Origin of the sequence: Pseudonocardia sp. DR1-2, from assembly GCF_023717215.1 — a bacterium.
Classification (GTDB): domain Bacteria; phylum Actinomycetota; class Actinomycetes; order Mycobacteriales; family Pseudonocardiaceae; genus Pseudonocardia; species Pseudonocardia alni.
Genome location: NZ_JAMQOF010000008.1, coordinates 67,083 through 93,793, shown reverse-complemented (window position 1 = coordinate 93,793; position 26,711 = coordinate 67,083). Strand labels below are relative to the sequence as shown.

General features: G+C 74.2%; 28 protein-coding genes. 13 read left to right on the top strand and 15 right to left on the bottom strand.

Annotation, left to right across the window (positions count from 1 at the left end):
* The first annotated feature begins 1 nt into the window (after nucleotide 1).
* The 4 genes from ND486_RS22905 to ND486_RS22890 are packed head-to-tail and all read left to right on the top strand — an operon-like array spanning nucleotide 2 to nucleotide 4,241.
* A complete protein-coding gene (locus ND486_RS22905) occupies nucleotides 2-781 on the top strand; it encodes an enoyl-CoA hydratase/isomerase family protein (RefSeq protein WP_208819023.1) in 780 nt (259 codons plus the stop codon).
* Nucleotides 781-1,647: a xanthine dehydrogenase family protein subunit M gene (locus ND486_RS22900; protein WP_251786546.1), complete on the top strand. Its 867-nt coding sequence runs from the start codon at nucleotides 781-783 to the stop codon at nucleotides 1,645-1,647. Before ND486_RS22905 ends, ND486_RS22900 begins: the two co-directional genes overlap by 1 nt.
* Nucleotides 1,644-2,885 (top strand): 2Fe-2S iron-sulfur cluster-binding protein, encoded by a 1,242-nt coding sequence (locus ND486_RS22895; protein ID WP_251786545.1) that lies wholly within the window; start codon nucleotides 1,644-1,646, stop codon nucleotides 2,883-2,885. The genes ND486_RS22900 and ND486_RS22895 overlap by 4 nt, the downstream gene beginning before the upstream one ends.
* Nucleotides 2,886-2,930: 45 nt before the next feature.
* Entirely contained in the window at nucleotides 2,931-4,241 is a 1,311-nt protein-coding gene (locus tag ND486_RS22890; RefSeq protein ID WP_251786544.1) for a benzoate/H(+) symporter BenE family transporter, read from the top strand.
* A 19-nt stretch (nucleotides 4,242-4,260) separates the two neighbouring features.
* Here ND486_RS22890 and ND486_RS22885 read toward each other — a convergent pair whose 3' ends face one another.
* Complete coding sequence (locus ND486_RS22885; RefSeq protein ID WP_251786543.1) at nucleotides 4,261-5,109, bottom strand: SDR family NAD(P)-dependent oxidoreductase; 849 nt, start codon at nucleotides 5,107-5,109, stop codon at nucleotides 4,261-4,263.
* Between the two features lie 77 nt (nucleotides 5,110-5,186).
* On the opposite strand from ND486_RS22885, the gene ND486_RS22880 reads away from it, so the two are divergent.
* Nucleotides 5,187-5,795 (top strand): TetR/AcrR family transcriptional regulator, encoded by a 609-nt coding sequence (locus ND486_RS22880; protein WP_251786542.1) that lies wholly within the window; start codon nucleotides 5,187-5,189, stop codon nucleotides 5,793-5,795.
* 6 nt (nucleotides 5,796-5,801) lie between these two features.
* Here the strand turns inward: ND486_RS22880 and ND486_RS22875 are convergent, their stop codons facing one another.
* From ND486_RS22875 to rraA, 4 genes are all read right to left on the bottom strand, one after another.
* Nucleotides 5,802-6,089 (bottom strand): hypothetical protein, encoded by a 288-nt coding sequence (locus tag ND486_RS22875; protein ID WP_251786541.1) that lies wholly within the window; start codon nucleotides 6,087-6,089, stop codon nucleotides 5,802-5,804.
* 100 nt (nucleotides 6,090-6,189) lie between these two features.
* Nucleotides 6,190-7,191, bottom strand: coding sequence for a hypothetical protein (locus tag ND486_RS22870; RefSeq protein ID WP_251786540.1), 1,002 nt, complete (start codon nucleotides 7,189-7,191; stop codon nucleotides 6,190-6,192).
* A 96-nt stretch (nucleotides 7,192-7,287) separates the two neighbouring features.
* Nucleotides 7,288-8,379, bottom strand: coding sequence for a hypothetical protein (locus tag ND486_RS22865; RefSeq protein WP_251786539.1), 1,092 nt, complete (start codon nucleotides 8,377-8,379; stop codon nucleotides 7,288-7,290).
* A gap of 1 nt (nucleotide 8,380) precedes the next feature.
* Nucleotides 8,381-8,878, bottom strand: coding sequence for a ribonuclease E activity regulator RraA (rraA, locus tag ND486_RS22860; RefSeq protein WP_251786538.1), 498 nt, complete (start codon nucleotides 8,876-8,878; stop codon nucleotides 8,381-8,383).
* A 560-nt stretch (nucleotides 8,879-9,438) separates the two neighbouring features.
* Between rraA and ND486_RS22855 the strand changes: the two genes are divergently transcribed.
* Complete coding sequence (locus ND486_RS22855; RefSeq protein ID WP_251786537.1) at nucleotides 9,439-10,296, top strand: MmpS family transport accessory protein; 858 nt, start codon at nucleotides 9,439-9,441, stop codon at nucleotides 10,294-10,296.
* 9 nt (nucleotides 10,297-10,305) lie between these two features.
* On the opposite strand, the gene ND486_RS22850 is transcribed toward ND486_RS22855, so the two are convergent.
* The 4 genes from ND486_RS22850 to ND486_RS22835 all read right to left on the bottom strand — a co-directional run bounded on the left by ND486_RS22850 (nucleotide 10,306) and on the right by ND486_RS22835 (nucleotide 12,736).
* Entirely contained in the window at nucleotides 10,306-10,797 is a 492-nt protein-coding gene (locus ND486_RS22850; RefSeq protein WP_062396543.1) for an inorganic diphosphatase, read from the bottom strand.
* 92 nt (nucleotides 10,798-10,889) lie between these two features.
* Nucleotides 10,890-11,333 (bottom strand): hypothetical protein, encoded by a 444-nt coding sequence (locus ND486_RS22845; RefSeq protein ID WP_251786536.1) that lies wholly within the window; start codon nucleotides 11,331-11,333, stop codon nucleotides 10,890-10,892.
* 9 nt (nucleotides 11,334-11,342) lie between these two features.
* A complete protein-coding gene (locus tag ND486_RS22840) occupies nucleotides 11,343-12,218 on the bottom strand; it encodes an alpha/beta hydrolase fold domain-containing protein (RefSeq protein WP_251786535.1) in 876 nt (291 codons plus the stop codon).
* Complete coding sequence (locus ND486_RS22835) at nucleotides 12,215-12,736, bottom strand: phenolic acid decarboxylase (protein ID WP_251786534.1); 522 nt, start codon at nucleotides 12,734-12,736, stop codon at nucleotides 12,215-12,217. Before ND486_RS22835 ends, ND486_RS22840 begins: the two co-directional genes overlap by 4 nt.
* A gap of 58 nt (nucleotides 12,737-12,794) precedes the next feature.
* Here ND486_RS22835 and ND486_RS22830 point away from each other — a divergent pair, with 58 nt between their 5' ends.
* Together ND486_RS22830 and ND486_RS22825 are read left to right on the top strand one after the other, a co-directional pair.
* The gene (locus tag ND486_RS22830) at nucleotides 12,795-13,229 is read left to right on the top strand and encodes a MarR family transcriptional regulator (RefSeq protein ID WP_062396533.1); all 435 of its coding nucleotides are present in this window, start codon (nucleotides 12,795-12,797) and stop codon (nucleotides 13,227-13,229) included.
* A gap of 116 nt (nucleotides 13,230-13,345) precedes the next feature.
* Nucleotides 13,346-13,945 (top strand): hypothetical protein, encoded by a 600-nt coding sequence (locus tag ND486_RS22825; protein WP_251786533.1) that lies wholly within the window; start codon nucleotides 13,346-13,348, stop codon nucleotides 13,943-13,945.
* Between the two features lie 9 nt (nucleotides 13,946-13,954).
* Here the strand turns inward: ND486_RS22825 and ND486_RS22820 are convergent, their stop codons facing one another.
* A complete protein-coding gene (locus ND486_RS22820; RefSeq protein WP_073577259.1) occupies nucleotides 13,955-15,307 on the bottom strand; it encodes an MFS transporter in 1,353 nt (450 codons plus the stop codon).
* Nucleotides 15,308-15,394: 87 nt separating this feature from the next.
* Nucleotides 15,395-16,147 (bottom strand): DUF1275 family protein, encoded by a 753-nt coding sequence (locus ND486_RS22815; RefSeq protein WP_251786532.1) that lies wholly within the window; start codon nucleotides 16,145-16,147, stop codon nucleotides 15,395-15,397.
* A 130-nt stretch (nucleotides 16,148-16,277) separates the two neighbouring features.
* On the opposite strand from ND486_RS22815, the gene ND486_RS22810 reads away from it, so the two are divergent.
* Nucleotides 16,278-16,745: a hypothetical protein gene (locus ND486_RS22810; protein WP_251786531.1), complete on the top strand. Its 468-nt coding sequence runs from the start codon at nucleotides 16,278-16,280 to the stop codon at nucleotides 16,743-16,745.
* A 73-nt stretch (nucleotides 16,746-16,818) separates the two neighbouring features.
* Here ND486_RS22810 and ND486_RS22805 read toward each other — a convergent pair whose 3' ends face one another.
* The 4 genes from ND486_RS22805 to ND486_RS22790 all read right to left on the bottom strand — a co-directional run bounded on the left by ND486_RS22805 (nucleotide 16,819) and on the right by ND486_RS22790 (nucleotide 22,136).
* Complete coding sequence (locus tag ND486_RS22805; RefSeq protein WP_251786530.1) at nucleotides 16,819-19,890, bottom strand: DEAD/DEAH box helicase; 3,072 nt, start codon at nucleotides 19,888-19,890, stop codon at nucleotides 16,819-16,821.
* Nucleotides 19,891-19,959: 69 nt separating this feature from the next.
* A complete protein-coding gene (locus ND486_RS29895) occupies nucleotides 19,960-21,174 on the bottom strand; it encodes a DUF1990 family protein (protein WP_251786529.1) in 1,215 nt (404 codons plus the stop codon).
* 22 nt (nucleotides 21,175-21,196) lie between these two features.
* On the bottom strand, nucleotides 21,197-21,379 hold the full coding sequence (locus tag ND486_RS22795; protein ID WP_208826080.1) for a DUF4177 domain-containing protein: 183 nt from the start codon (nucleotides 21,377-21,379) through the stop codon (nucleotides 21,197-21,199).
* A 31-nt stretch (nucleotides 21,380-21,410) separates the two neighbouring features.
* The gene (locus tag ND486_RS22790; protein WP_251786528.1) at nucleotides 21,411-22,136 is read right to left on the bottom strand and encodes a MerR family transcriptional regulator; all 726 of its coding nucleotides are present in this window, start codon (nucleotides 22,134-22,136) and stop codon (nucleotides 21,411-21,413) included.
* 138 nt (nucleotides 22,137-22,274) lie between these two features.
* Between ND486_RS22790 and ND486_RS22785 the strand changes: the two genes are divergently transcribed.
* Genes ND486_RS22785 through ND486_RS22770 form a run of 4 tightly spaced genes read left to right on the top strand, consistent with a single transcriptional unit; the run spans nucleotide 22,275 to nucleotide 26,666 of the window.
* A complete protein-coding gene (locus ND486_RS22785; RefSeq protein ID WP_251786527.1) occupies nucleotides 22,275-22,910 on the top strand; it encodes a DUF3159 domain-containing protein in 636 nt (211 codons plus the stop codon).
* Nucleotides 22,907-24,187, top strand: coding sequence for an MFS transporter (locus tag ND486_RS22780; protein ID WP_251786526.1), 1,281 nt, complete (start codon nucleotides 22,907-22,909; stop codon nucleotides 24,185-24,187). The genes ND486_RS22785 and ND486_RS22780 overlap by 4 nt, the downstream gene beginning before the upstream one ends.
* On the top strand, nucleotides 24,184-24,783 hold the full coding sequence (locus ND486_RS22775) for a hypothetical protein (protein WP_251786525.1): 600 nt from the start codon (nucleotides 24,184-24,186) through the stop codon (nucleotides 24,781-24,783). Before ND486_RS22780 ends, ND486_RS22775 begins: the two co-directional genes overlap by 4 nt.
* The gene (locus ND486_RS22770; protein WP_251786524.1) at nucleotides 24,780-26,666 is read left to right on the top strand and encodes a S9 family peptidase; all 1,887 of its coding nucleotides are present in this window, start codon (nucleotides 24,780-24,782) and stop codon (nucleotides 26,664-26,666) included. Before ND486_RS22775 ends, ND486_RS22770 begins: the two co-directional genes overlap by 4 nt.
* The last annotated feature ends 45 nt before the right edge of the window (nucleotides 26,667-26,711 follow it).

The window sequence follows — 26,711 nt, the reverse complement described above, 5'->3', positions numbered from 1 at the left end:
CATGGCACTCACCGGCGGCGACGTCGTCCTGACCCGCGAGCACGACGGGCGGGTCGCCTACCTGACCCTGTCCCACGGCAAGTACACGGTCGTCACGATGGAGATGCGCAGGCTCGTCGCCGAGCGCTTCGCCGAGATCGACCGGGACCCGCAGGTCCGTGTCGTGGTGGTCCGCTCCGACGGCCAGCACTTCACCTCCGGCGGCGACATCGCCGGGTTCATGGAGGTCGACCCGATCGACCTCACCGACCTCGGCCAGGACGTCACCGCCCCGGCCCGCAGCACCAAGCCGGTCATCGCCGCGATCGACGGCTACTGCTTCGGCGTCGGGCTGGAGATGGCGCTGTCCTGCGACATCCGGCTCGGCACCGGCCGCACCCAGCTCGCACTGCCCGAGATGAACCTCGGCATGATCCCCGGCTCCGGCGGCACCCAGCGCCTGGCCCGGCTGATCGGCCTGTCCCGGGCGAAGTTCCACATCATGACCGCGACCCGGATCCAGGCCCAGCAGGCGCTCGACTGGGGCATCCTGGCCGGCCTGTACGACGACCGCGACGCGCTCTACGCCGAGGTCGACGCGCTGGCGCTGAAGATGGCCGGCTTCTCCCCGGCCGCGCTGCGCACCGCCAAGGAGGTCCTCGACCGCGGCGTCGACGGCCCGCTCTACACCGGCATCGAGCTGGAGCGGAAGGCCTACTCGATGCTGCGGGCGACCGAGGACTTCGCCGAGGGCGTGAAGGCCTTCGGGGAGAAGCGCACCCCGAACTTCACGGGCCGCTGATGAAGGCCGCACCGTTCGCCTACGTCCGCCCCGGCCGGCTCGACGACGTGCTCGGCGAGCTCGCCGGCGGCGACGGCAAGGTGCTGGCCGGCGGCCAGTCCCTGGTGCCGGTCCTCGCGATGCGCCTGGGCCGCCCCGGCACCCTGGTCGACATCACCGCCGTGCCCGAGCTGACGTCGGCGGGACCGGACCGGGACGGGTACCGGATCGGCGCGGCGGTGCGGCAGCGCGCGGTCGAGCACGACCGGGCCGCCCACGCCGTCCCGCTGATCGGGATGGCCATGCCGTTCGTCGGGCACCGGGAGCTGCGCAGCCGGGGCACCGTCTGCGGCAGCCTCGCCCACGCCGACCCGGCCGCCGAGCTGCCCGCCGTCGCCTGCTGCGCGCAGGCGACGGTCGAGCTGGCCGGCCCGGCCGGGCGGCGGAGCATGCCCGCCGAGGAGTTCGTGACCGGCGCGATGACCACCGCGGCCGGGCCGGAGGACGTCGTCGTCGCGGTGACGTTCCCGCACGCCCGGCCGGGGGAGGGGTTCGGGTTCGCCGAGATCGCCCGCCGGCACGGCGACTTCGCCCTCGCCGGCGTGGTCACCCGGGTCCGGGTCGGTGACGACGGCGCGGTGACCGAGGCCCGGCTGACCGGGTTCGGGATCTCCGACCGCGCCGTGACCCGCGACGTGACACCGCTGCTCACCGAGCACGAGGACGATCTGCGCCCGGCCACCGCCGCGCTGGCCGACGACGTCGTCGACACCGGCGGGGACACCCACGGATCCACCGGCTACCGGCGCCGGTTGTTCGGGGTCCTCGCCGCCCGCGAGCTGTCCCGTGCGCTGCACCGCGCCCGGGACCGGAAGGAGCGTTCATGACCACGGTGGAGCCGAGGCGGGCACGTACTGCGGAGCCGCGGGAGCGCGTCGCCGCCGACGAGACCGTCGGGATCACGATGACGGTGAACGGCACCGGGACGACCGTCACCGTGCCGCCCCGCGCGCACCTCGGTGACGTGCTGCGCGAGCAGCTCGGCCTCACCGGTACCCACCTCGGCTGCGAGCACGGCGTCTGCGGCATGTGCACCGTGCTCGTCGACGGCGAGGCCGCCCGCGCCTGCCTGCTGTTCGCGGTGCAGTGCGAGGGCGCCGAGATCGTGACCGTGGAGGGCCTGGGCACCCCCGAGGACCAGCACCCGCTGCAGCAGGCGTTCTCCGCCCACCACGCGCTGCAGTGCGGGTTCTGCACCCCCGGGATGCTCATGAGCAGCTACGACCTGCTCAGCAACACCCCGGAGGTCGAGAGCGAGGAGCTGCCCGAGCAGATGTCCGGCGTGCTCTGCCGGTGCACCGGCTACCGCGGGATCCTCGCGGCCGTCGACGACGTGCGGCAGCGCCACCCGGACGGCGTCCCCGGGCCCCGGGCGTGCGGCACGCGCACCCTGGTCGGGCGGGGGACCGGTGGCGGCAGCGGCGCCGGAGCCCCCGCCGAGGAGATGCCGGCGGCGGCGCTCGCGCAGGAGGTGCGCCTGCCCTCCGGTCCGCCGTCCGCGGTCGTCGACGTCACCAGCGCGCTCCGGCAGCCGGTCGAGCGGGTCTGGGCGGTGCTCGACGACTTCGACCTGCTCGCCCGCTGCCTGCCCGGTGCCCGGCTCACCGAGGTGCTCGACGGCGACCGCTACCGGGGCCGCGCCGTCGTCGCGCTCGGCCCGGTGAAGCTGTCCTTCGACGGCCTGGCCCAGGTCGTCGAGCGGGACCCGGCCGCCCACCGGCTGCGGTTCCACGCCCAGGGCGCCGACGCCGGCGGCAGCGCCACCCAGGCCGACGTCGTGCTCGCGGCCGAGGCCGGGCCGGACGGTGGCACGGTCCTGACCGCGCACGCCGACGTCCACCTCACCGGCCGGGTCGCGCAGTTCGGCCGGGCGTTGGCGGGCGACGTCTCGCGGCGGCTGTTCGAGCAGTTCGCGACGAGCGTCGACGAGGCCGCCGAGACCGGGTCGGTCACCGAGCCGGGCCGCGGCGCGCAGCTCCGCCTGGTGGCGGGCACCGTCCGCGACACCGTCCGCGCACTCGTCCGCCGCGGGTTCGCCCGCGTCCGCGCGCCGCGGCGCCGGTAGCCGTCCCGCCCCCTGTCCGGTGAGTGATCGCAAGGAGGCGACACGATGACCGCACCGACCGACGAGCCCGCCGAGGGCTCCACCGCCGCACCGCCCACCCCACCGGCCGAGCCGCGGCCGACCCGGCGCATCGAGCCCGGTCCGGGCATCCGGTCCGGGTTGCGCGGCCTGCCCCGGCGGCTCACCCCCGCGACGATCGGGGCCGGCGTGGTCGCGGCCGTCTTCGGCTGCACCGGCCCGGCGCTGATCGTGATCGACGGCGCCGCCGCGAACGGGCTGGACGGCCGGCTGATCGCGTCATGGATCTTCGGGATCTACGTCTTCGGTGGCCTGATCTCGCTGTTCCTCGCCCTGCGCTACCGGATGCCGGTCGTCGGCGCGTACTCCATCCCGGGCGCGGTGCTGGTGGTGGGGGCGCTGGGGACGTTCCCGTTCTCCGCCGTCGTCGGGGCGTTCCTCGTCGCGGGGCTGGTCGTGCTCGTGCTCGGGCTGTCCGGCCTGATCGGCACCGTGTCCCGGTGGCTGCCGCAGCCGATCGTGATGGCGATGATCGCCGGGGCGCTGATCCGGTTCGGCACCGGGGTGGTGACCGCGGCCGAGTCCGCGCCCTGGGTCGTCGCGGCCGCGGTCGCCGGGTTCCTGCTGCTGTCCCGGTTCGTGCCGGCGGTGCCCGGCGCGCTCGGCGCGCTGGTCGCCGGGCTGGCCGCGGCCGCGGTCACGGGCGGGTTCGCCTCGCAGGCCACCGCCGTCGACGGCTGGACGGCACCGGTGCTCGTGGCGCCGACGTTCGACCTCGCCGCGATCCTGGCCGTCGGGATCCCGCTCGCTGTCCTGGTGATCGCCGCGGAGAACGCCCAGGCCTACGGTGTGCTGCTCAGCCAGGGCTACCGGCCCCCGATCAACGCGATGACGGTCGTCAGCGGAGTGGGCGGGCTGCTGGCCCCGCTGACCGGCGGCCACAACGCCAACGTCGCGGGCCCGATGACCGCGATCTGCTCGGGCCCGCAGGCCGGGCCGGACCCCGAGGCCCGGTACGCCGCGAGCGTCGTCAACGGCGTGCTGTTCATCGCGTTCGGCGTCCTCGCCGGGATCGCGGTCACCGCGGTCACGGCGCTGCCGACCGAGCTGGTGGCGGTCGTCGCGGGGCTCGCCATGATCGGGGTGCTGGTGTCGTCGTTCCGGGGGGCGTTCGGTGAGGGCCGGTTCCGGACCGGTGCGCTCACGGCCCTGGTGGTGGCGATGAGCGGGGTCGCGCCGCTGGGGATCTCCAGCCCGTTCTGGGCGCTCGTCGCGGGGGTCGCGATCTCTGCGGTGGTCGAGCCGGGTGACTTCAGGGTGCGGGCCGCGGCCGGATGAGCCCCGGGACGCGGCCCGGTCAGGCGGTGACGGCCGGAGCCGGCCAGACGAATCGGTCGTCCTCGGCGTAGTCCTCGCACCGGGCCCGCAGCGCGGCGGTGACCTGGTCGGGGGCGTCCGCCCCGACCAGGAGCCGGAACGGGCCGTCGGACGCGTGGACGTGCCGGCGCAGGGCGTCGACCGCCTCCGCGACGGGCGCCCCGAGCGGCCCCTCGGCCCGCCACGGCACCTCGGCCGTCCCGAACAGCTCGCGTCGCAGGTCGTCGTAGGCGGGCGACGGGGTCGCGAAGTGCATCCCCGGGCCGGCCCAGTCCGTGTCGAACCCGCCGAGCTGGGCCACGGTGACGCGGACGCCGAACCGGGCCACCTCACCGGCGAGCGCCTGGGAGAAGCCCTCCAGCCCCCACTTGCCCGCGTTGTACAGACCCAGGGTCGGCATGGCGCCGACCGCGCCGGTCGTGGAGATCTGGACGATGTGTCCCGCACCGCGGGCGCGGAGATGGGGCAGCACCGCCTGGGCGACCCACAGCGGTCCCAGCAGGTTCGTGTCCACGATGTCGCGCGCCTCCGCCTCGCCGGCCTCCTCGACCGCTCCGACGAGGCCGTAGCCGGCGTTGTTGACGACGACGTCGAGACGCCCGAACCGCGCGACACCGGCCGAGACCGCGGCCCGGACCGCGTCCCGGTCGCGGACGTCCGCCGTCGCGACGTGCAACGCCGACGGGAACTCCGTCCGCAGGTCGGCGAGCGCGTCGGCCTGCCGGACGGTCGCCACCACCCGCTCGCCGGCGGCGAGCGCGGCCTGCGTCAGGGCCCGGCCCAGCCCGCGGCCGGCGCCCGTCACGAACCACACGGGTCGTTCGGTCACGGGGCTCTCCTCGTCGCGACGCACACTCATGACACCTACGATACGGAACGTTCCGTTTCGATTGCTATCCTGATCGCGTGGACGACGACGGCCGTGACCGACCGCCGGTGCCGACCGGCCGCTCCGAACGGGCGCGTACGGCCGCACTCGAGGCGGCCCTGGCACTGGCGGTGGAGCTGCCGTACCCGCAGGTGACGATGGAGGCGATCGCGGCACGTGCCGGCGTCGGCAAGGCCACGCTCTACCGGCGGTGGCGCCACCGGGGGGCCCTGCTGGTCGACGCCGTGGCCCACCGCAACGCGCGCGCGGCCGTCGGCGACGGGGGGATCCCGGACACCGGTGACCTGCAGGCCGACCTCTCCGCGGTGCTGCGCGCGGTCGTCGACGAGCTCGCGGTGCCCGCATGGGACGCGCTGCTGCGGGCGCTGTGCGTCGAGGCGCTCGTCGACACCGCGGTCGGCGCGCAGGTGCTGGAGGAGGTCTTCGCCCCGCAGATCACCCTGTTCGCCCGGCGGTTCGTGACGGCGAGGGCCACCGGCCACATCGACGGCTCCGTGGGGGACGTCGAGGCGTTCGAGCTGTTCGTCGCGCCGCTCTTCCACCGGTGGCAGCTGCGGACCGGGGCGCTCGACCACGCCTACGCCGACGCCGTCGTCCGGCGCGGCTGTCGCGCGCTCTCGCCCTGAGCACCCCTAGGAGGAGAAGCGGGGGTGCAGCGTCGGAGCCGTCCGGTCGTACTCCGCGAGCCAGTCCCGGCCCGCGGGGGTGAGCCGCACCCGTCGCAGGTCGCCGTCCGGCCCGCCGGCGGGCTCCACGTGGCCGAGCTCCCGGACGGTCGCGGCGAACTGCAGCGCGATCGACTCCTGCACCTCGGAGACCTCGCCCGTCCCGAAGACGACGGCGGCCGGAGCGGCGTCGTCGCCGCTCGCCTCCACCCGGCGCAGGAACTCGGCAAGCCGGGAGTCGGACTTGGCGCTCATGGGTCGACGGTAGCCGTCGGCAGGGTGTAGCGGGGACCACCGGTCGAACGGAGGTCCCCGCCGAGAGCCCACGCACCCGCCGTACCCGTGCCGCTCATGATCACCCGGGCCCAGATCGGCCGGATGGACGTGGTCCGGGATCAGCCGGGCGTGCCGGCCGATCAACGGGATCGCGTGATGCCGTCGATGCCGTGTTCACCAGGTCGGGGTCCAGGTACCGGCGGTACACGTCGCGCGGCCACGAGTCCGTCGTCGCGAGCGAGGCCGCCTGCACGAGCGCGTCGAGGGTGTGGGCCTCGAAGGTCCGGCCGTCGGTCAAGCACTGCCGATAGGCACGGGCTGCGGTGGCACAGCGTTCGTTGCCAACCGGGTACAGGAGCACGAAGGTGCCCGCGTCCCAGCGATCCTCCGGCTCGTCGAGCATCCGGAGCGCGAGCAGGTGGTCCAGCCAGATCTGTTGGAGGGGGAGTGTCGACAGACTGGGGTACGACGCTTCGTCGAACACGGCGGTGCGTCCCGCGATCGTGCGGTAGAAGCCGTCCTTGTCCGACGCCGGCGTCCCGGCGAGGTCCTCGTGGTACTTGACCTCGATGCCGAGGAAGCTGCGGCCCCGGTCGCCGTCGTACTCGACGAAGACGTCAAATGCGGACCGGTTCGCCGTGTAGGCGGGGTTGCCGCGGCCGGGCGACCACTCGAAGCGAATGTCGCGGACTCTGCGGATGTCGGGCCAGATCAGGCGCAGCGTCGCGGTCGCCAGTGTCGGATCCGATGCCAGGGGGCCGAACAAGTTGAAGCACAACGGTTGGCTCGAGAGCAGGTCGACCCACAGCCGTGGCCGGGACAGTAGTGCGCCGGTGCGGGGTGCGTCCGCCACAGCTTGTTGCACCTGTTCCCGGGCCTGCGGCGAGAGGAAGTTGTGCAGCTCCGGTGGATCGGCGACGGAGGTGTGCAGGCGGGAGCCGAGCTCTTCCCCATCGTGTCGGCCGATCGGGAGCGACTGCTCCTCCCGCCACAGTGCCTGATGCAGGCGTGCCCGTTGCTGCCACGGGTTGTCTCCGCGGATACGGGCCCGGTGCGCATCGAGGACGTCCCGCCTCACCATGCGCGTAGTAGATCGGACGGGACCTTCCGGCGGTAGCCCAGCGGTGGTCACGGGCACAGGTCACGGCTCGGCGCGTCGGCACCTGAGCAGAACACGTCAGTCGCGAGTGGAGGTACGGCGCAGAGCGATCTCGGAAGCGGTGAGGAGATTCGCCACCGCGGTGACCTCGGCGGAGAGACCGGCGATGCGGTCCACCTCGTCGTCTGCTCCCGGGTCGAGGCCGGTCGGGGCGTCGTGGAGCAGCTTCTGCCGCAACCGTCGTTCCTCCGCCCGGCGGCTCCTCTCGATCGCGTCCTCCGCAGCCATCCGCTCCCGGTGCTGCGTCAGCCGTCTTGATGCGCCGAGGATCTCGGTCAGGTGGCCTTCGACTGCGTCGAGTCGCCGCGCCTCGTCCGCGACATCGGCCAGCGTCGTTCTGGCGATGTCCTGCAGCGCCTCGTGCTCCAGTGCGGCCTCGGCATCGCGACGCCGCCGATCCACTGTGAGGCAGCGTCCGGCGCCCGACCAGAGCAGGACAGGCAGCTGTCGAGCGATGTCGATCGTCCGGTCCTGCCACGGCGCGGTCACAGCGATCTTTCCGGCGAGGATGCACAGCCGCCACGCCGCGGCGTCGTCGGGTGTCACGACATACGACCGCGGCTCACGTAGCCGTCTGGTTCGTGCGAGGGCGCGCTGGTCGGCGATCCGGTGGATTCCGCGAATGCTGGGGCGCATCAGCAACGGCACCGCGATCAGGAGGACGACCACGCCGAAGAGGAAGGGACCCGGTCCCGTCCCTGTGATCATCACCAGGACGACACCGATCAGTGCGATCCATCCGAGAGCCACCGCGGCCCGTTCCGTGACGCCCGTCCGATACGGGGGAAGAGAGGCCGTTCCGTCGGACCGTACGCCGAGACCGAGCGTCGGATCCGCCACCACGAACCAACCGCGCTGGTTCCCGGGGGTGCGGAAATGCGCGAGACAGGGGAAGAAGGGGACCGTCTCCCGCTCAGGAATGTCCTCCGACCACCATGCTCGTTCCCGAGGATGCATCGTCACTGCATTCGCCTCACCGCCGCGCCCGATGCGGCGCCCGGAGGACGTCGCGATGCCGATCTTGGCGGGCGCCGAGCCTGATTCCGCACGAGGCTGCGAAGTCTCATCAACTCTGATGATGTCGGCGGCCGATGCCGGAACAGTCGGCACCTCACCGCGCGACGACGACGATCCCGTCCTCGTCGGAGTAGAGGATCTCGCCCGGGGTGAAGTCGACCCCGCCGAGCGTCACGGTGCCGTCGACCTCCCCGGCCCCGGTCTTGCTGCTCTTGCGGGGATTCGTGCCCAGCGCCTTGAGGCCGAGGGGGAGCGCGGCGAGCGCCACGGTGTCGCGGACGACCCCGTTGACGACGATCCCGGCCCAGCCGTTCGCCACCGCCAGGCCCGCGATGACATCGCCGATGAGCGCGCAGTGGGTCGAGCCGCCGCCGTCGACGACCAGGACGGCTCCGTCACCGGGGCCGTCGAGCGTGGCGCGGAGCAGGGCGTTGTCGTTCTCGCACCGCACGGTCCGCACGGGACCGGCGAAACGGGAGTGTGCGCCGAAGGAGCGGAACTGGACGTCGCAGGAGCGGACGGCGTCGCCGAGGTCGTCGGCGAGGTCGGCGGTGGTACGGCGGCCCAGGAGGAACTGCGGGTCGATCGACATGGTGCCCACTCTCGTCCGGACCGGGCCCGGTGTCAGCGTGCGGGTCCCGGCGCGTCCGAACGGGGCGACGGAGCGGCCGAACGGGACCCCCGCTCTGTGACCGTGACCGCGCTCCGTAACCGGCGCGCGTCCGAATCGTTGAATCGGCACGGCTACCAAAGGGGGGCGTCGTGCCAGGACCGAGATGGGACCCGGACTCGGGTCGCTGGGTGCTCGGGGACCAGTCGTCCCCGGTGACCCGACGTGGACGACGCCGATCGGTCGAGGTGATGGACCGGTCCGACGACGTCGTCGAGGCGGCGGCTCGGGACCTCTCGCCCGAGGACCTCGTCGCCGGGATCGTCTTCCCGTCCGCCCGGGAGCCCGAGCCCCGGCCGGTCGCGCCCCGCGGACGTCCCCGGTCGATGACGGAGCGTGACGATCTGGCCCGGCCAGGAGCGGACCGGACCGACCACGGCTCCCGGCGCGGGCGTCGTCGCGCACCGGAGGCTCCCGGACCGGACGCGCCCTCGGCCGATCCGTACCCCGAGAGCCCGTATGCCGGCGAGCCGCGCCCGAGCGTGACGACTCCGCCTCGGCCGTTCCCGGTGCGCCGGCCGCCGGCGGTCGCGTCGCCGCCCGGGTACGACCACGGCGGGCGTCCCCGGCACGGCGGACGGCGTCGGGCCGAGGAGCGCGACGCCGGGCCCTACGGCGTGGACGGGTTCGCGGTCGCCGGTCCCGGCGACGCCCCCGCCCCGTGGGGCGGCCCGGAGGCCGGACCGGGCCCCGACCCCCGCGACGGCCGGCCCCGGCCGATGGATCCGCACGACCTCGGGTACGACCCGCGCGACCTCGACCTCGATCCCGACGGGGACGGAGCGGAACCCGACCCGGCCCCCGGGCCCGACGACGTCGAGGACCCGCCGCGCCGCGGACGCCGCCGCGCCGTGCAGGAGGGCGCCCGTCGCCGCCGATGGCCGTGGGTCGTCGGGGTCGCCGCGGCGGCTGCCGCGGCCGTGCCGATCGGGCTCGCCGTGTTCGGTGGCACCGAGGACGAGACCCCGGCCGCGTGGCGCGAGGGTTCGGTCGCGTTCGGTGCGTCGACCGGTGGCGGCCAGCCCGGCGTCGTCCCGGCCACCGAGGTGTCCGCGGCACCCGCGGCACCCGCGGAGGCCCAGATCACCTACGAGGTCACCGGGTCCGGCTCGGGGGTCACGATCACGTTCGGCCGCGGCACCTCGGTCGCCCAGGTCTCCGGCGCGGACCTGCCGTGGGAGCGCACCGCCCCGGCCGCCGGCGAGCCCACCGACTACTCGGTCACCGCCGCAGGCGGGTCCGGCGAGCTCTCCTGCCGGATCCTCGTCGACGGCGCCGTGATCTCCGAGGAGTCGGCCGACGGCGACTACTCCGCGGTGTCCTGCAACGGACGCCGCTGACGGCGGTGCTCAGTGCGGCGTCTCCCGGAACCGCTTCCGCGACGCCTCCAGCTCGGCCTCGGCCGCGGCCCGGTTCGCCCAGTCGGCGCCCTCGACGCTCTTGCCCGGCTCCAGGTCCTTGTAGATCTCGAAGAAGTGCTGGATCTCCCGGCGGTGGAACTCGGGCAGGTGGTGGATGTCGCGCAGGTTCTCCAGGCGGGGGTCGTGGGCCGGGACGCAGAGCAGCTTGTCGTCGCCGCCCGCCTCGTCGGTCATCCGGAACATGCCGATGGTGCGCACGAGCACGAGAACGCCGGGGAACAACGGCTCGCCGGTGGTGACGAGCAGGGCGTCGAGCGGGTCGCCGTCCTCCCCGAGGGTGTCCTCGACGAAGCCGTAGTCGCCCGGGTACTGCGTGGCGGTGAACAGCGTCCGGTCGAGCCGGATGCGCCCGGACTCGTGGTCCACCTCGTACTTGTTGCGGCTGCCCTTCGGCACCTCGACCAGCATGTCGAACTCCACGGGGTCCTCCTCGACGCGGCGGCGGAACGGCAGGTTCAGTCAGTACACGGTCGGCCGCCCCGATGCACGTCCCGGCGCGCCGGACGGCCGGGTCAGGAGCGATTCCGCTCCCACGACTCCCATGCGGAGAAGTCGCCGAGCCCGGCCCGGGTCAACCGTCGGGCGAAGGCGAACAGCGCCGGGCAGTCGTCCGGGTACACGTCCAGGGACTCGCGCAGCTGCGGCCCCAGGCACGGCAGGTCGGTGAACAGTCGTCGGGTCCACACGGTGCGCACGGCGTCGTCGGCACCGGTCAGGGGGCCGAGATCACGGACTCCGGTGAGCAGCGCGACGAGGGCGTCGTGGACGGCGACGGTGCGGGCCGCGGCGGCGACCTCGCCGAACCCGGTCCAGGCCAGTTCCTCCAGACGGTCTTCCGGGTCGTCCCGCCGGGCCCGGAACGGCGCGGCGAACCGGGCCACCGCGGTGTCCCGGTTCGCCCGTCCGCCGATGAGGTCGGCCACCACGTCCCGGAACAGGACCGCGTCCTCCGCCATGGGACGAGCCTAGGCGCCCTGGTGCGCCCCCCGAATGTGCGCTGCCAGCCGGGCCCGGACGTCCGCCACGACGCCCGGAGGGCCACCGCGCAGGTCGTAGGCGTGGTCGGCGCCGGGGACGTCGATGTGTTCGACCAGCGCACCGGCCGCCCGGAGACGGTTCGCGTACCGGACGGCCTCGTCGCGCAGCGTGTCCAGCTCGGCGGTGACGACGACGGCCGGCGTGATTCCGGTGAGGTCGGCGTCGTCGCCGGGAGCGGCCGGGGAGGCCAGCGGGTTGCGCGCGGCCTCCGGCGCCGGGAGGTAGGCGGCGTTGAACAGCCGGGAGATCCGCGGTCCGATGAGGGGCTTCGCGGTCCGCGCCCGCTTCGTCCCGGGCTCGCTGGCGAGGTCGAGTGGCGGGTAGTGCAGCACCTGCAGTGCGATCCGGGGTCCGCGGCCCGTGGCGAGGACGTGGCGTGCGGCCGCGGCGGCCAGACCGCCGCCCGCGCTCTGTCCGCCGACCGACAGGCGGCCTCCGTCGCCGCCGTGCGCCGTCTCCGGGGCCGCGGCCCAGGCCAGGACGTCGAGCGTCTGCTCGACCGCAGCCGGGAACGGATGCTCGGGAGCGAGGACGTACTCGACGTCGAGCACGGTCACTCCGGTCGCGGCGAGTGTCCGGCACCATTCCTGGTCCTGGTGACGGCCCGGCAGAACGTAGCCGCCGCCGTGCAGGTTGACGTGCACCGGGCTCCCGTCCCCGCCGGGGTACACCGTCACCGGAGCCGCACCGTGCCGGGTGGGCGCGCTCAGCGTGCGGGTCCCGGCGGGCGCGACCCGCGACCGTGGCCCACCGGGCGCGTGCCGGAGCAGCCCGATCGCGGCCCGCACCAGCAGCGGGTTCACGCGTGTACCCGGTCGGATCCGGGATCGGTGCGCGCGGCGAAGCCGGGGGGCAGCTCGTCGGGGCCGACGGCGACCACGGTCTCGTCGTCGACGCCGACGAACTCGAACAGGGTGATCTTCGCGAACTCGGGGATCGTCTCGATCGGGTGGGTCGGCCCCGCGTCGCGCAGCTCCCGCATGCGGTCGAGGTGGTCGTTCTGGAAGCAGACGGTCTCCGTGCCGTCGTCGGCGACCCAGCGCGGGAAGAAGATGGTGCCGTGCAGACGCCGCCGGGCCGGCATCACGCAGACCACGACCGAGGTGCCGGTCGGCTCGTTCCAGGACAGCTTGTAGACGCCTTCGTCGAGCCGGACCAGGTCCACCTCCTGGTCGCGCACCCAACGCCCGCCGACGTGACCGCTGTGGATCCGGTAGTCGATGGTGTGGTCGTTCTTGACGTACATCTCGTACTGCCAGCCGGTGTCGTAGGTGTAGATGAACCGGTGCCCGACGAGGGCGGTCAGATCCTCTTCGTCCATGACGATAGTACTGCCTCAAAACTATTTTGTGGGCAATGCGTCGTGCGACACTGCCCCGGTGACGACGACCGCCGCGCTGATCGGCCGCGAGCTCGGCCCGCTGCGCCGGACCCTGCTGCGCCGCACCCGCATCGCCGCCGATCTGCCGGACCTGTCCGAGGCCCAGATCGAGCTGCTCCGCACGCTGGCGGCGGAAGGACCGCTCGCGCCGAGCGAGCTGGCGGCGGCGCTGCGTCTGGCACGGTCCACGGTGAGCAACCTGCTGCGCACGCTGACCGCCGCCGGGTTCGTCGAGCGGCGGGCGGGGGCGAACCAGCGGACGGTGGTCGTCACCGTCTCCGCGCGGGCGGCCGGGGCGCTGGAACGCTACGACGCGGCGGCCGAGGCCCTGCTCGGTGCGGCGCTCGACCGCCTCGCCCCCGCCGAACGCGCCGCCCTGGCCGCCGCCGCTCCTGTACTGGCCCGGCTGACCGGCGCGCTCGACGCCGGCTGACCCGGCCTCCTCCCTGCGGTGGAGACCCGGATCGTCCTCCGGACCGATTCGCCGGGCCGCGCCGACGGGCAGGCTCGCAGGTGTCCGTCCCCGAGCCACCGGCGAAAGGCCCCACGATGACCACCACCGAGAGCCCGGCCATGGTCCGCCTGCGCGACGCCGTCGGCCGCACCGTCGCGGCCGGCACCGCCCGTGCCACCCTGCTGATGGACATGTCCGGGACCCGCGCCGTGGGCGAGGCGCTCCCGCGGCGCCTGCGCCCGCTCCCGGCCTTGGCGCGGGCCGTCCTGCGCCGGGTGCCGCGGCAGGTCGTCACCAGCGGAGTCCTCGACCTCCCCCGGCGCCGCGCCATGGTCGGCCACGACCACATCGCGTTCGTGCAGATCGAGGACCGGGTCTGGAGCGGGCGGCCCGGCCGCAGGCTCGACCGGCTGGGCCTCACCGATCCCGGCCGGATCGTCACCCCGCTGGCGGCGTTCGACCGGCTCGCCGACGTCACCGAGGCCCACGACCACGGCGTCGTCGCCGACCGCGGCGAGCGGTGGCGACGCCTGACCGTCACCACCGGCGACGGCGAGCCGGGCGAGGTGTGGCTCGACGGCGCCCACGTGCGCCGGATCCGGCTGCCGGAGCAGCGCCAGGACTCGACGACGGTGACGCTCGACGCGTTCGGCACCGACGTCGACGACCGGGACTGGACCCGGCTGCCCGGCTGAGAGCCCGGGTCAGCCGGCGGCCGCGGTCATCCGCTCGTTGTCCCGGCGCACCGTGCGGGCGGCGAGGAACAGCCCCGCCGACGCGATCGCCATCGACAGCGGCACGATCACGGCGAGGGCCTGCCGCAGCCCGTTCGCCGCCGCGTCGGCCGGGCTCGCGCCCGCGGCGAGGGCGTCCGCGGCGAACGCGTCCGACAGGGCACCGGCGATCACCGGCCCGACCGCGCCGCCCAGCAGGTAGAACGCGGCGAAGAACACCGCCGTCGCCGTCGACCGCAGCCGCGGCCCGACGACGTCGGCGACGGCAGGGTAGGCCGAGGTGTAGTACAGGTACTGCAGCAGCCAGCCGGCGCCGAACAGCACGACGAACGTGCCCGTCGCCTCCGGCCCCACGGACAGCGCGAACCAGGTCAGCGGGACCGACACCAGCGTCGCCACCGCGCCGACCAGCACCCGCGCACCCGTCGAGCGGCGGGCGGCCCGGTCCGACACCCAGCCGCCGACGAGCAGCCCGGCCAGCCCCGTCACGCCGACGACGACGCCGGTCAGCACCGCCGCCCCGGTCAGGGACGCACCGAAGTAGCGCTGGAACAGCGGCACGGTGAACGTGTTGACCGAGTAGGCGGCGAGGTTCGCGCCGATCCCGGCGACGATCAGGAACCACATCGTCGGGACGGCCAGGATCCGCCGGAACGGCCGGTCGACCGGTGCCGGTGTCGCCTCGACCGTGGTCGTCGACGCCGGTTCGGACGCCCCGCGGCGGGGCTCGCGCACCAGGAAGAACCCGGCCGCGATGAGCAGCCCGGGGATCGCGGCCAGCACGAACGGGGCCCGCCACGTCCCGAACGCCTCGGCGATCGCACCGACCGAGAAGTAGGCGAGCACGAGCCCGACCGGCAGCCCGAGCTGGAACAGCCCGAACGCCCGCGCCCGCTTCCCCGCCGGGTAGAGGTCGGCGATCGTGGAGTTCGCGGCGGGCGCGTAGCTGGCCTCGCCGATACCGACGCCGACCCGCATCAGCAGCAGCGAGACGTAGTTCCAGGCCGCGCCGCTCGCGGCCGTCAGCAGGCTCCACGCGACGATGCCCCACCCCATGATCCGGGCCCGCGAGCGGTGGTCGGCGAGGCGCCCGAGGGGGAGCCCGCACAGGGCGTAGACGACGGTGAACGCGGCGGCCAGGACGCCGATCTGCAGGTCGGAGAGCCCGAACTCGAGCTTGACGGGCTCGGCGACGATCGCCGGGACGGCCCGGTCGTAGAAGTTGAACGTGTTGGCGGCGAACAGCAGCGCCAGCACCCGGCCGGCGTTGGGGGCCTGTTCGCCCTGCCCGGTGGGCAGGAAACGTTCCCGTTCGGTCGTCATGTGACCCCCGGTCCTCGGCGTGGACGCGTCGTTGCGGCCACGCCGGTCAGACTGCCCGACGGGGACGAATCCGTCACCGTCCGCGGCTCACGCCCTGGTCGGAGTCACCACCATCGACCGGGTCCGGGCCGCGGTGTGGCCGGCCGGGCGCAGCCCGACGGCGCGCCGGGAGCGCGCCGAGGCCAGGGCGAGCACCGTCGCGGCGGCGACCAGGGCCACCGGCACGGCGACCACTCCGGCCGGGAGGACCCGGTGCAGCGAGCCCGTCGCGGCGACGGCGAGCACGAAGACCGCGATGCGGGCTCCGGCGCCGGGGTTCCAGCTGCGCCCGGCCGGGTCGACCATGCCCGACACCCAGTTGGTGACGACCCCGGTGAAGTAGTTGGTGGGAGTGCCGGCCGGACCGATCCGGCGCAGCGCCGCCCCCTGCAGCCCCATCGCCAGCGTCGCCGTCCCGATCATCGGCTCGACGGGGAAGGCGTGTCCCGGCCCGCCGAGCAGCCACGCGAGGCCGAACGCGGACAGGACCGCGAGCTCCAGGCCGAGCGTGACACCGACGGCGCCCCGGGCCGGAAGCCTCCGCTCGGCCAGACCCGCCGTCACGGTGCCGGCGACCAGGCCCAGCACGTAGCCGCCCAGTGCCCAGGCCGCGGGGGCGAGCGCCGCGACCGACCCCAGCCCCCGGCCGAGCGCGACGAAGCTGCCGGTCATGGCGCTGACGACCACGTCGTGGAACGCCGTGAACGAGGCCCCGTCCAGGGCGCCCGCCGCCGCGGCCAGCAGCAGCGGTACCGCCGCGAAGATCCGGGTCGTCCGCTTGTCATGATCTGTGGTGAGCACGGCGGCAGCATTCGGCCGTTCGGCCTAAGGGGACGCTAAGCGGCGGGCAATGATCAGCTCGCCGCCCGGCCGAGTCCCCGCCCACCCGGCCTGCGCGGTGTGCCGAGGACTCGGATGGTTCGATCACCCCATGCTGCGTGCCGAGCGGACGAGCGTATGGCGCCGCGACTACGAGTTCACACTGGACGGCACGCCGGTCAGCACCTTCAGCTCGCACTGGTGGCGCTCCGGCGGGCAGATCCAGGTCGAGGGCCGCGAGTACCGGATCGGATCGACCGTCTGGGGCAGGACCTACACGATGACCGACTCCGCGGGGACCGTCGTCGCCACGGCGGAGCGGGCTGGTCGCAAGCACTGGACCGTCACCGCCGACGGCCGGTCCTACCGCTTCCGCCGGGCCTCGGTGTGGAGCTCCGAGCAGCACCTCGTCGAGGGCGACCGGACCGCCGGGACGATCCGGAAGTCGAGCTGGTGGCGCGGCGGGGCCGAAGCGACCTTGCCGGGTCTGAGCCTGCCGGCGCAGCTGTTCGTCGTCGCGGTCGTGCTCTCGGTGTGGGAGCAGCAGAACGCGGCCGCCGCGTCGAGTGGGGGAGGCTGAACCGGAGGGCGAGTGTCCGGACGGATCTGTCCCCGGCCGGCGATCCCGCCTCCGGCACGTTGCCCGCTCCGGGTCAGGACGCCACGACGCTCGCCGCCCGGAACGTCTCGCCCGGCATCGCGCGGCGCAGCTTCCAGGTGATCGCGATCGGCTTGCTGCCCTGGTGGGAGACGTACCGGCAGGCGCCGAGGCACAGGAACGGCGCGCCCGGGCCGATGTCGTCGCCGGGGGAGTCCCGGACGAACAGCACCACGTGGCTGCCCTGCTCGGCGTGGGTCAGGTAGCGCCGGCCCGTCCCCGTCTCCGGGGAGGCCGCGTTCTGCGACTCCCAGTGGAACAGGTCGGGCTGCAGCGCGAAGTCCCGGTACATCGTGGTGGGGGAGAAGTCCCGCTCGGTCTTCTGCAGGTTGACCAGCAGCGCGTCGACCCGCGGGACGTCGGCCCAGACCACGCCGGTCGCATGCCCGGATGCCTTGCGGTCGAAGGAGGCCCAGTCCAGGGCGGCCAGGATCTCCTCGCGCCGGTAGTGCGCGTGGCTCTGCAGCGGCACGTTCTGCAGCCCCTCGCCCAGCGAGCGCGGCAGGTGCCGGGCCTGGTCGAGCGTGTACGCGGTCAGCTCGCGGATCTCGGCGCAGACCGCGGGGTGGCGGCGCAGATGGTCGACCCCGGCCTGGTAGCTGTCGAACCCGCCGCGGTCGGGCCAGAGCTGGAAGAACAGCATCCGGGCCAGCCGCTGCTCGCGCGCGGTCAGCTCGGCGTAGCCCGGACCGGCCGGGTCGGCGACGCGGGCGTAGACGGCGGCCCGCTCGGGGTCGTCGACGTGGGTCAGCATGGCGAGCCGCCGGAGCAGCGCGGTCTCGTCCGGTCCGGTGGCCGGGACGGCCAGGCCCGCGTCCCGGCGGAGCGCCGTCCAGGAACCCTTGCCGCGGTAGACGTCGGCCAGCTCGCCGCCGGACTCGTGCAGGTAGCGGGCCAGGGCCGACTCGCCGTGCGAACGGACGTCGGCGATGAGGTCCCTGCGGGACAGGCGTAGCCGGCTGCGCACGTTGTCCAGCACGATGTCGCGGGCGACCGGGTCCAGCACCATCGCCGAGCCCGACGGCAGGAACGGGAAGCCCTCCTCGACGTCGCGGACGACCCCGGCCCGGCTGCTGCCGGTCAGAGCCCGGAAGCGCAGGTCGAAGCGGAACTCGCGGCGGTGCTGGCCGATGAAGTCCAGGACGGTGAGCACCGCCTTGTCCGGAGCGCGTCGCAGCCCGCGGCCGAGCTGCTGGAGGAACACGGTCGCGCTCTGGGTGGGGCGCAGCAGCAGGACGGTGTCGACCTGCGGCACGTCGAGCCCCTCGTTGAACACGTCGACGGCGAACAGGCAGTTCACCCGACGGTCCCGCAGCCGCCGCAGGGCGCCGTCACGGTCGTCGCGGGCCGTCTGCCCGGTGACCGCCTCGCTGGGGATGCCGGCCGCGGCGAACACCCGCGCCATGTACTCGGCGTGCGCGACCGAGACGCAGAACCCGAGCGCCCGCATCGCGGTCACGTCGGTGACCTTGGCACGGGTCTCGCGGACGACCTTGGCGGCGCGGGCGTCGTTACCGGTGTAGAGGCCGTCGAGGGAGACGGTGTCGTAGCTGCCGCGCTTCCACTCGATCCCGGTGAGGTCGACGTCGTCGGCGACCCCGAAGTAGTGGAAGGGCACCAGCAGGTCCGCCGACAACGCATCCCACAGGCGCAGTTCGGCGGCGGTACGCCCCTCGAAGAACAGGTCACGGACGTCGACGCCGTCGGAGCGCTCGGGGGTCGCGGTCAGACCCAGGAACTCGGCGGGCCGCAGGTGGTCGAGCAACGCGCGGTAGGTGGGCGAGGCCGCGTGGTGGAACTCGTCGATCACGACGACGTCGAAGTGGTCGGGCGGGATGTTCTCCACCCCGTAGGACGCCAGTGACTGCACCGAGGCGAACACGTGGTTCCAGCGCTGCGGGCGGTCCCCACCGACGTAGGTCTCGCCGAAGGCGCCGTCGGCGAGCACGGTGCGGTAGGTGCGCCGGGACTGGTCGAGGATCTCCTTGCGGTGCGCGACGAACAGCAGCCTCGGGTGCGCGTGGCGCAGCCGCGCGTAGTCCAGCGCCGCGACGACGGTCTTGCCGGTCCCGGTCGCGGCGATGACGAGGTTGCGGTGCCGGTCGTGCACCTCGCGCTCGGTCGCGAGGGCTTCGAGGATCTGCTCCTGGTGCGGGAACGGGCGGACCTCCAGCCCGGACAACGGGGTGGTGTCGTCCTGGTGACGGCCCAGGGCGTCGGCGAGACGCTGCGAGTCGGCGGGCAGGTCCGGGTCGTAGGAGACGAAGTCGGGCGCAGCCCAGTAGGAGTCGAACGTCGAGGTGAACTTGCGGATCAGCTCCGGCGTGGCCACCGAGGACAGCCGGACGTTCCACTCCAGACCGTCGACCAGCGCGGACCGCGACAGGTTCGAGCTCCCGACGAACGCGGTGTCGAAGCCGGACTCCCGGCGGAACAGCCACGCCTTCGCGTGCAGCCGGGTGGTCGCGCTCGCGTAGCTGACCCTCATCTCGGCGCCGTGCCGCCGGACGAGCTCGTCGACCGCCCGCTGCTCGGTGGCGCCCATGTAGGTGGTGGTGATGACCCGGAACGGGACGCCACGCTCGTGCAGGACGTCGAGCTCGGTCTCCAGCAGCCGGATGCCGTGCCAGCGGATGAACGCGCACAGCAGGTCGACCCGGTCGGCGCTGGACAGCTCGGACTGCAGCGCGGTGTGCAGCGTCGGTTCGCCGGCGGCGTTGGTGAACAGCGCCGCGTCCGACAGCGGGGTCAGGGGGCGCCGGACCTCGTGCACCCCGGGTGCGATCTCGCGGGTGAGCGCGATGAGCTGCTGCAGGTCGGCGGAGAGCTGTTCCTCGCGCTCGACCTGGGCGAGCAGCCGGTTGACCAGCGCGACCCGCTGCTCCGGATCCCGGTCGGCCAGCGCCTGCTCGACGACCCCGGCCACGTGCCGGGACAGCACCCGCGGCTGGGTGGCCTCCTCGACCTCGTCCCAGCGCGGGGTCAGGTCGCCGACGGCGGCGAGGGCGGTGTCGAGCCGGGCGGTGCGCAGACGTTCGTGCGCCCCGGCGCGCAGGGGTTCGCTCACGCCGTCAGCGTGCCGGGTGACCCCGGCGGACACGCGGCCGTCGCGCATCGTCGCCGGCCAGCCGGCGTGTCATCCCGTCGTCCCCTCCCCGGCCCGCACGCCGGTCCCGCCGCCCACCCGCGGGGGCCAGGAGGCACGCCGCGTCCGCACCCGCACCCCGTCGGTGACCCGGCCGCCCGACAGGTCCCCCGCGCGCAGGCAGAAGTGGGTCCACATGTGCAGCTGGATCTCCTTGCCGACACGCAGCACGTCGAACACCAGCGCCGAGGGCCGGTCCCCGGGCCGCGACCACGTCTCGATCCGGAACGCGACGTCCCGACCGGTGTCGTGGGCGGAGAACTCGATCTGCCCGGCCTCCAGGTGCCCGGCCAGCGTCGCGAACCGGAACGAGGTCGCGTCGCGGTGCACCACCCGGACCGGCCCGTTCCACGGCGCCGGCATGTGCACGACGTACTCGTCACCGACCGCGACCTCGCCGAGCCGCCCGCGCTTCTTGCGGAAGGTCACCACCTCCGACGGTGCGGCACGGTCGAGGTCGGCGCACACCCGGTCCATCAGCGCGGCGGCGTCGAGGCCGCTGTCCCGGACGTCGACGGTGAACACCCGGTGCAGCAGGGGACCCGAGCCCTCGCCGACGGTCTTGAGGTGCGCGTCGACGAACTCCTCCGGCAGCGCCGGCGGGAGATCGGAGGCGTCGCCGGTGTCCTCGGCGCGGTCGACGTGCGGGAGGCGTCGCAGGTAGCGGGTGGCGGTGAGTGCGAGGCCCGCGGGGTAGCGGAGCACGGCCCCGGCGCGGGCCACCGGGCCCGGCTGGGGGGTCGGCTCCGAGCGCCGCGCGGTGGTGAGCCGGGTCCGCCCGGCGTAGTGCTCCACCGCGTCGACCAGCCGTTCCGGCTCGGCGACGGTCACGGTGACCCCGGGGTGGCGCAGCGCACCGAGGGGGTCGAGCGCCGGGACGGGGCGGTGGAACCGGATGCACGCCCCGCGCTCGGTGGCGCTGCCGAAGGTCACGCCCCGGTCGGCGAGCGACAGCCGAGCCCCGAGGGCCTTGGCCGCCCGGAACGGGCCGGTGACCTGGGCGCCCGCGAGGTTGCGGACCGGCGTGACCAGCGAGAAGTGGCCGAAACGGACCCGCAGGCCGTCGTCGTCGAGGTCGACGTGGGCGTCCGTGGGGTCGCACACCCCGAACGGCAGCAGCGCCGCGCCGAAGCGCGGGTCGAGGTCGAACGGGTGGCGTCGTGGCGACGCGGCGAAGTCGGGCACGCCCGCGGGTACCCGCTGCACCCGGATCGACGCCGGTCGTCCGTCAGCCCCGCGCCCGCTTCATGATCACCACGACCTCGAGTGCCTGCCCGTTGCCCGTCGAGGGCACGAGGGTCCCGACCGCCTCCCACCCCTGCGAGCCGAGCTCGTTAAGCTCCTGCTCCATCCCGGGGTAGTCGAAGCCCTTCCAGCCGAGCTTGTACTTCAGCACCTTGTGTTCGAACATCGGTCGTCCTCTCCGTTCAGGGGTGGTCAGGTCAGGGGGTGGTCCGCAGCAGCGCCGCGAGGCGGACCAGGACGTCCACCTGGGCCGGGTTGTAGAGCTCCCGCATCGCCGCGCTCGTCGTCTCCGCGAGGACCTGTGCTCCCCGCGGGGCGTCGTCGTCCGGGCCGACCAGGCCCGGATGGGCCTCCCGTATCCGGCGCACGTGCGGCGCCATCCGCTCGGCGAGGCCGGCGCGGACCTCCTCACCGGAGTCGGCGGGCAGACGGTCGAACTCGCCGTCGGTCGGGTCGGCCGGCAGGTCGCGCAGCAGCTCGCCGTAGGCGGTCAGCTTGCGTGGCCCCATGAACCGGCTCATGAGCAGCATCACCGACCGGTCGGACTCGGTCAGCGCGGCCGCCTGCGCCGGCGCCATGGCCACCGGCAGGTCCGCCGGAGCACGTCGGTCGATGATCGTGGCGAGCTCGAGGCGGGCCCGCTGCAGCCGTTCGATCGTGGCGGCGAGCTCGGCGTCGAGCGTGCGCAGCGCCTGCTCGGGATGGTCGCCCTCGTCGAGGGTGTCCGCGATCTGCGGCAGCGAGAAGCCGAGGTCGGCCAGCCGCTTGATCCGCAGCAGCCGCACGAGGTGCTCGACCCCGTACTGCTTGTAGCCGTTCGCCCGTCGTGCGGGCTCGGCCAGCAGCCCCACCTCGTGGTAGTGCCGCACCGCCCGCAGGCTGGTGCCGGCCAGCTCGGCCACCTCCCGGGTGCTCCACGTCATGGGGTGAGCCCACACCGTGCCGTCGCGGCACGGTCAAGCCGGCAGTGACCTGAACCACACGACGGGTCCTCGGGCTTGAGTGTGCCGTGGCGGCACGGCCTTCCCTCGTTGCAGCACATCACGACGAGGGAGGACGGCATGACCATGACCGAGCCGCAGCACGACCGGACCCGCGACCGCGCCACCCCGAGCCTGCTCGACCAGATGGGCGGGACCGCGGGGTTCGTCTACTCGACGATCCCGGTGATCGTGTTCGTGACGGCGAACGCGTTCCTGTCCCTGCCGCTGACCATCGGCATCGCCGTCGCGACCGGCCTGGCCCTGTTCGGGTACCGGCTGCTGCAGCGGGAGAAGTTCAGCTCGGCGGTCGGCAGCCTGCTCGGCGTCGCGCTGGCGGCCGGCATCGTCGCCTGGACCGGGTCGGCGCGCGACTTCTTCGTGATCGGCATCTGGGCCTCCCTGGCCGGGTTCGTCGTCACGGCCGGGTCGCTGCTGGCCCGCCGGCCGATCACCGGCGTGATCTGGAACGCCGTCCACGGGGGCACGCACCCCTGGCGCTCGACGCCCGCGGTCCTGCGCGCCCACGACCTCGCCACCGGTGCCGCGGCGCTGGTGCTCGGCGCGCGGTTCGGGATCCAGCAGTGGCTCTACGTCGCCGAGGCGACCGGCGGGCTGGGCATCGCCCGGGTCGCCATGGGCACCCCGCTGACCGTGCTGGCCGCGCTGGTGGTCCTCTGGGCGTTCCGGCGCAGCACCAAGGCCCTGGTCCGGTGAGCACGCTGCGACGCAGCCCGGCACTGTGGCTCGCCGCCTACGGGCTGACCCTGCTCGGCGGCGGGATCATGGCGGCGGTCCTGCCGCTGCTGGTCCTGCAGCGCACCGGGGACGTGCTGGCCGCGGGCGTGCTGGCGACGGTGACGACCACGGCGTCCGCGCTGACCGGGCTCGTGTCCGGGCTGGTCGTCGACCGCGTCGACCGCAGGCTGGTGACCGTCGTCGCCGGGGTCCTGGGGGCCGCGGTGGTCGCGGCGCTGCCGGTCGTCGACGCGCTGTGGGGGCTGGGGATGACCGCCTTCCTGGTGCTCGGCGTGCTGGGCGCGGTCGTGCGGGTGCCCGCAATGACCGCGCAGGAGGTCCTGCTCCCGGCGCTGGTCCGGCTCGACCCGCGGCCGGGCCGCCTCGACCGGCTGATCGCGCTGCGCGAGAACGTGGCCAACGTGCTGCTGCTGGCCGGCCCGGCGATCGGCGGCCTGCTGGTCGCGCTGGTCGGCCCGGCGTCGACGGTGCTGGTGGTGACCGCGTCGACGAGCCTGCTCGCGGCGCTGACCGCGGCGCTGCTGGACCCGCGGGCCGGACGGGTCGAGGGGGTTCTGCGCACCGCTCCGGGGGGTGCGGTGCGCAGGGCCGTGCGGGATCTCGCGGCGTCGTGGGTGTTCCTCGCCGGCCAGCGGCTGGTGCTCGGGGCGACGCTGGTGTCGGCGGTGCTGGTCGCCGTCATCGCGGCCCTGCAGACGACGCTGATGCCCGCCTACTTCACGGCGCTGGACCTGCCCGCGCTCGCCGGGCTGACGCTGAGCGCGCTCGCCGCGGGCGGGCTGGCCGGCTCCGTGCTGTACGCGGCGCTGGTGAACCGGGTGCGGCGCAGGACCTGGTTCGTGGTCGGGATGCTCGGCTTCGGCACCGGCTTCGCGCTGGTCGGGAGCCTGGCCTCACCGTGGGTGGTGCTCGGCGCCGCCGCGCTCGTGGGGTTCACCAACGCCCCGGTCGGCGCGGTGCTCGGGGTCCTCACCATCGAGGCCACCCCGGACGCCCTGCGCGGCCGCGTCCTCGGGGCGCAGAACACCCTGCTGCTCGCCGCGCCCGCACTGACCGCGGCGCCGGTCGCGGCGCTGGCCTCCGCGGTCGGCCTCGGCGCCGCCGGGATCGCGCTCGCCGCGGTCGCGGTCGGCACCGCGCTCGTCGCGCTGGTGGCGCCCGCGTTCCGTGACCTCGGCGAACCGGGTGCGGCCGACGCCGCCGCCCCGGCCCCGGCGACAGCGGGTGCCCGGTGAGCCGGCGGCTGCGGCCGCTGCGCCGCCACCAGATCCTGACCCGCTCGCTGTACGCGGCCCCTCTCCCCGAGCCCGGCGGGCCCGGTGCGATGTGGACCGTCGAGGTCGACCAGGCACAGGACTGGGACGCGCGCCTGTACCGCGACGGCGAGCAGGTCGCGCGGGCGGAGATGCCGGCGTCGCTGCCGGTGCCGGGCGGCCGGATCGAGGTCGACGCCGGCCTCTACGGCATCACCCGGATGCACCTGGTCACCGACGACGGCGGGGAGCGGCGGCTGCCCCCGGTGCCCGGCACGCTCGAGTACCGCCGCGCGCGGCTCGCCCGCCGCTCACCCGCGGTGAGCCGCACGATCGCCGCGGTCGCCGTCGTCGTGCTGCTCGTCAACCTCGTCCTGGCCGTCCCGGTGGCGCTGGAGATGCTCACCGGCATCGACGCCGTCGCCGCACGGTTCGGGACCTTCACCTCACCGGTCACCCTGCCCGGCTGGCTCAGCACGGGCCTCCTGGTCGCCGGCGTGGTCGCCGCGGCCGAGCGCGCCCTCACCTGGCGCCGGAACCGCGTCGTCGACGCCGAGACGATCTGGACCGCGCTGTGACCCCGACCCCGGAGACCACCATGGCCCTGCCCGACCCGATCCCCGCGCGTGACCTGCTGCGCATGCCCGACCGCACCGCCGCCACGATCTCCCCGGACGGCACCCGCATCGCCTTCCTGGCCCCGTGGCGGGGACGCCTGAACGTGTGGGTGTCCGATGTGGATGGCGGCGACGAGCGCTGTGTCACCGCCGACGAGACCCGCACCGTGCTGCGCTACCTCTGGACCGACGATCCCCGCTACCTGCTCTATCTGCAGGACACCGGCGGCGACGAGAACTGGCACGTGTTCCGTGTCGACCTGACCGCGCCGGACGCGCCCGCGGTGGACCTCACCCCGTTCGAGGGCGCGACGACCTTCGGCCTCGAGCAGCGCCCGGAGCGGCCCGGGACGCTGCTGCTGCAGAGCAACGCCCGCAACCCCGTCGAGTTCGACCTGTGCGAGCTCGACGTCGCGACCGGGGAGATGACGGTGCTCGCGCAGAGCCCCGGCCCCGGTGACGGCTGGACCCTCGTCGGGGACGAGCTGCTGCGCGAGACGCTGACTGACGACGGGACGGCGCAGGTGTGGCGCGGCGACCAGCTCGTCGCGACCTTCGACGGCGACGCCCATCCGCTCGGCGCGTACCCCTACGAGCCCACCCCCGACGGCACCGGAATCTGGATCGGCACCTACGGCGACGGCGACCGGCTGCACCTCGGCCGGCTCGACACCAGGACCGGCGAGGTCACCGAGATCGACCGGCACCCCGAGCACGACATCGACATCCGTGCCCAGATCTTCCCCAGCCTCCCGTCGGCGCTGATCCGTCACCGCGGTACCGGGGAGCTGCTCGGTGTGCGCTACCTCGGTGCGCGTCAGGAGATCCGGGCCGTCGACCCGGACTTCGCCGACGTGCTCACCGCGCTGCGCGCCCTGTGCGACGGCGACCTGTCCAGTGTCTCCGGCGACGTCGACGGCCGTCGGTGGGTGGCGACGTTCGCCCACGACCGCGACCCGCAGACCTGGTTCCACGACCGCGTCACGGGGGAGTCGCGGCTGCTGTTCCGCGCGCGCCCCGACCTGGACCCGGCCGCGCTGGCGCCGGTCGAGGCGGTCACGATCACCGCCCGCGACGGTCGGGAGATGCTCGCCTACCTGACGCTGCCGGTCGGCGTCGCACCCGAGGGGCTCCCGTTGGTCCTGATGCCGCACGGCGGGCCGTGGGCTCGGGACTGGTGGGGCTTCGACGCGAGCGTGCAGCTGTGGGCGAACCGCGGCTACGCGGTGCTGCAGCCGCAGTTCCGGGGGTCCTACGGGTTCGGCCGTGCCCACATGGAGGCCGCGGTCGGGGAGTTCGCCGGCGCCATGCACGACGACCTGATCGACGCCGTCGACTGGGCCGTCGCCCGCGGGTACGCCGACCCGGACCGGGTCGCGATGTTCGGCGGCTCCTACGGTGGCTACGCGACCCTGGTCGGGGTCGCGTTCACCCCGGACCGCTTCGCCGCGGCGGTGGAGTACGTCGGCATCTCGAACCTGGCGGACTTCCTGCGCACCGTGCCGGAGTTCACCCGGCCCGGCCTGGTCAACAACTGGTACCGCTACGTCGGCGACCCGGCCGACCCGGCGCAGGAGGCCGACATGCTGGCCCGCTCGCCGATCACCCGGGTCGACGACATCCGCACCCCGCTGATGGTGGTGCAGGGCGCCAACGACGTCCGGGTGGTGCGCGCCGAGTCCGACAACCTCGTCGCGGCGCTACGCGGACGCGGGGTCGACGTCGACTACCTGGTGTTCGACGACGAGGGGCACGCCATCGTCAACCCGGAGAACCTGGCCACCATGTTCGAGGCCGCCGACCGCTTCCTCGCCACCCACCTGGCGCCTCGCGCGGACCGATGAGTCCGCCCGCCCGGCGCGGTCCACCCCGGTGGACCACCCACCCCG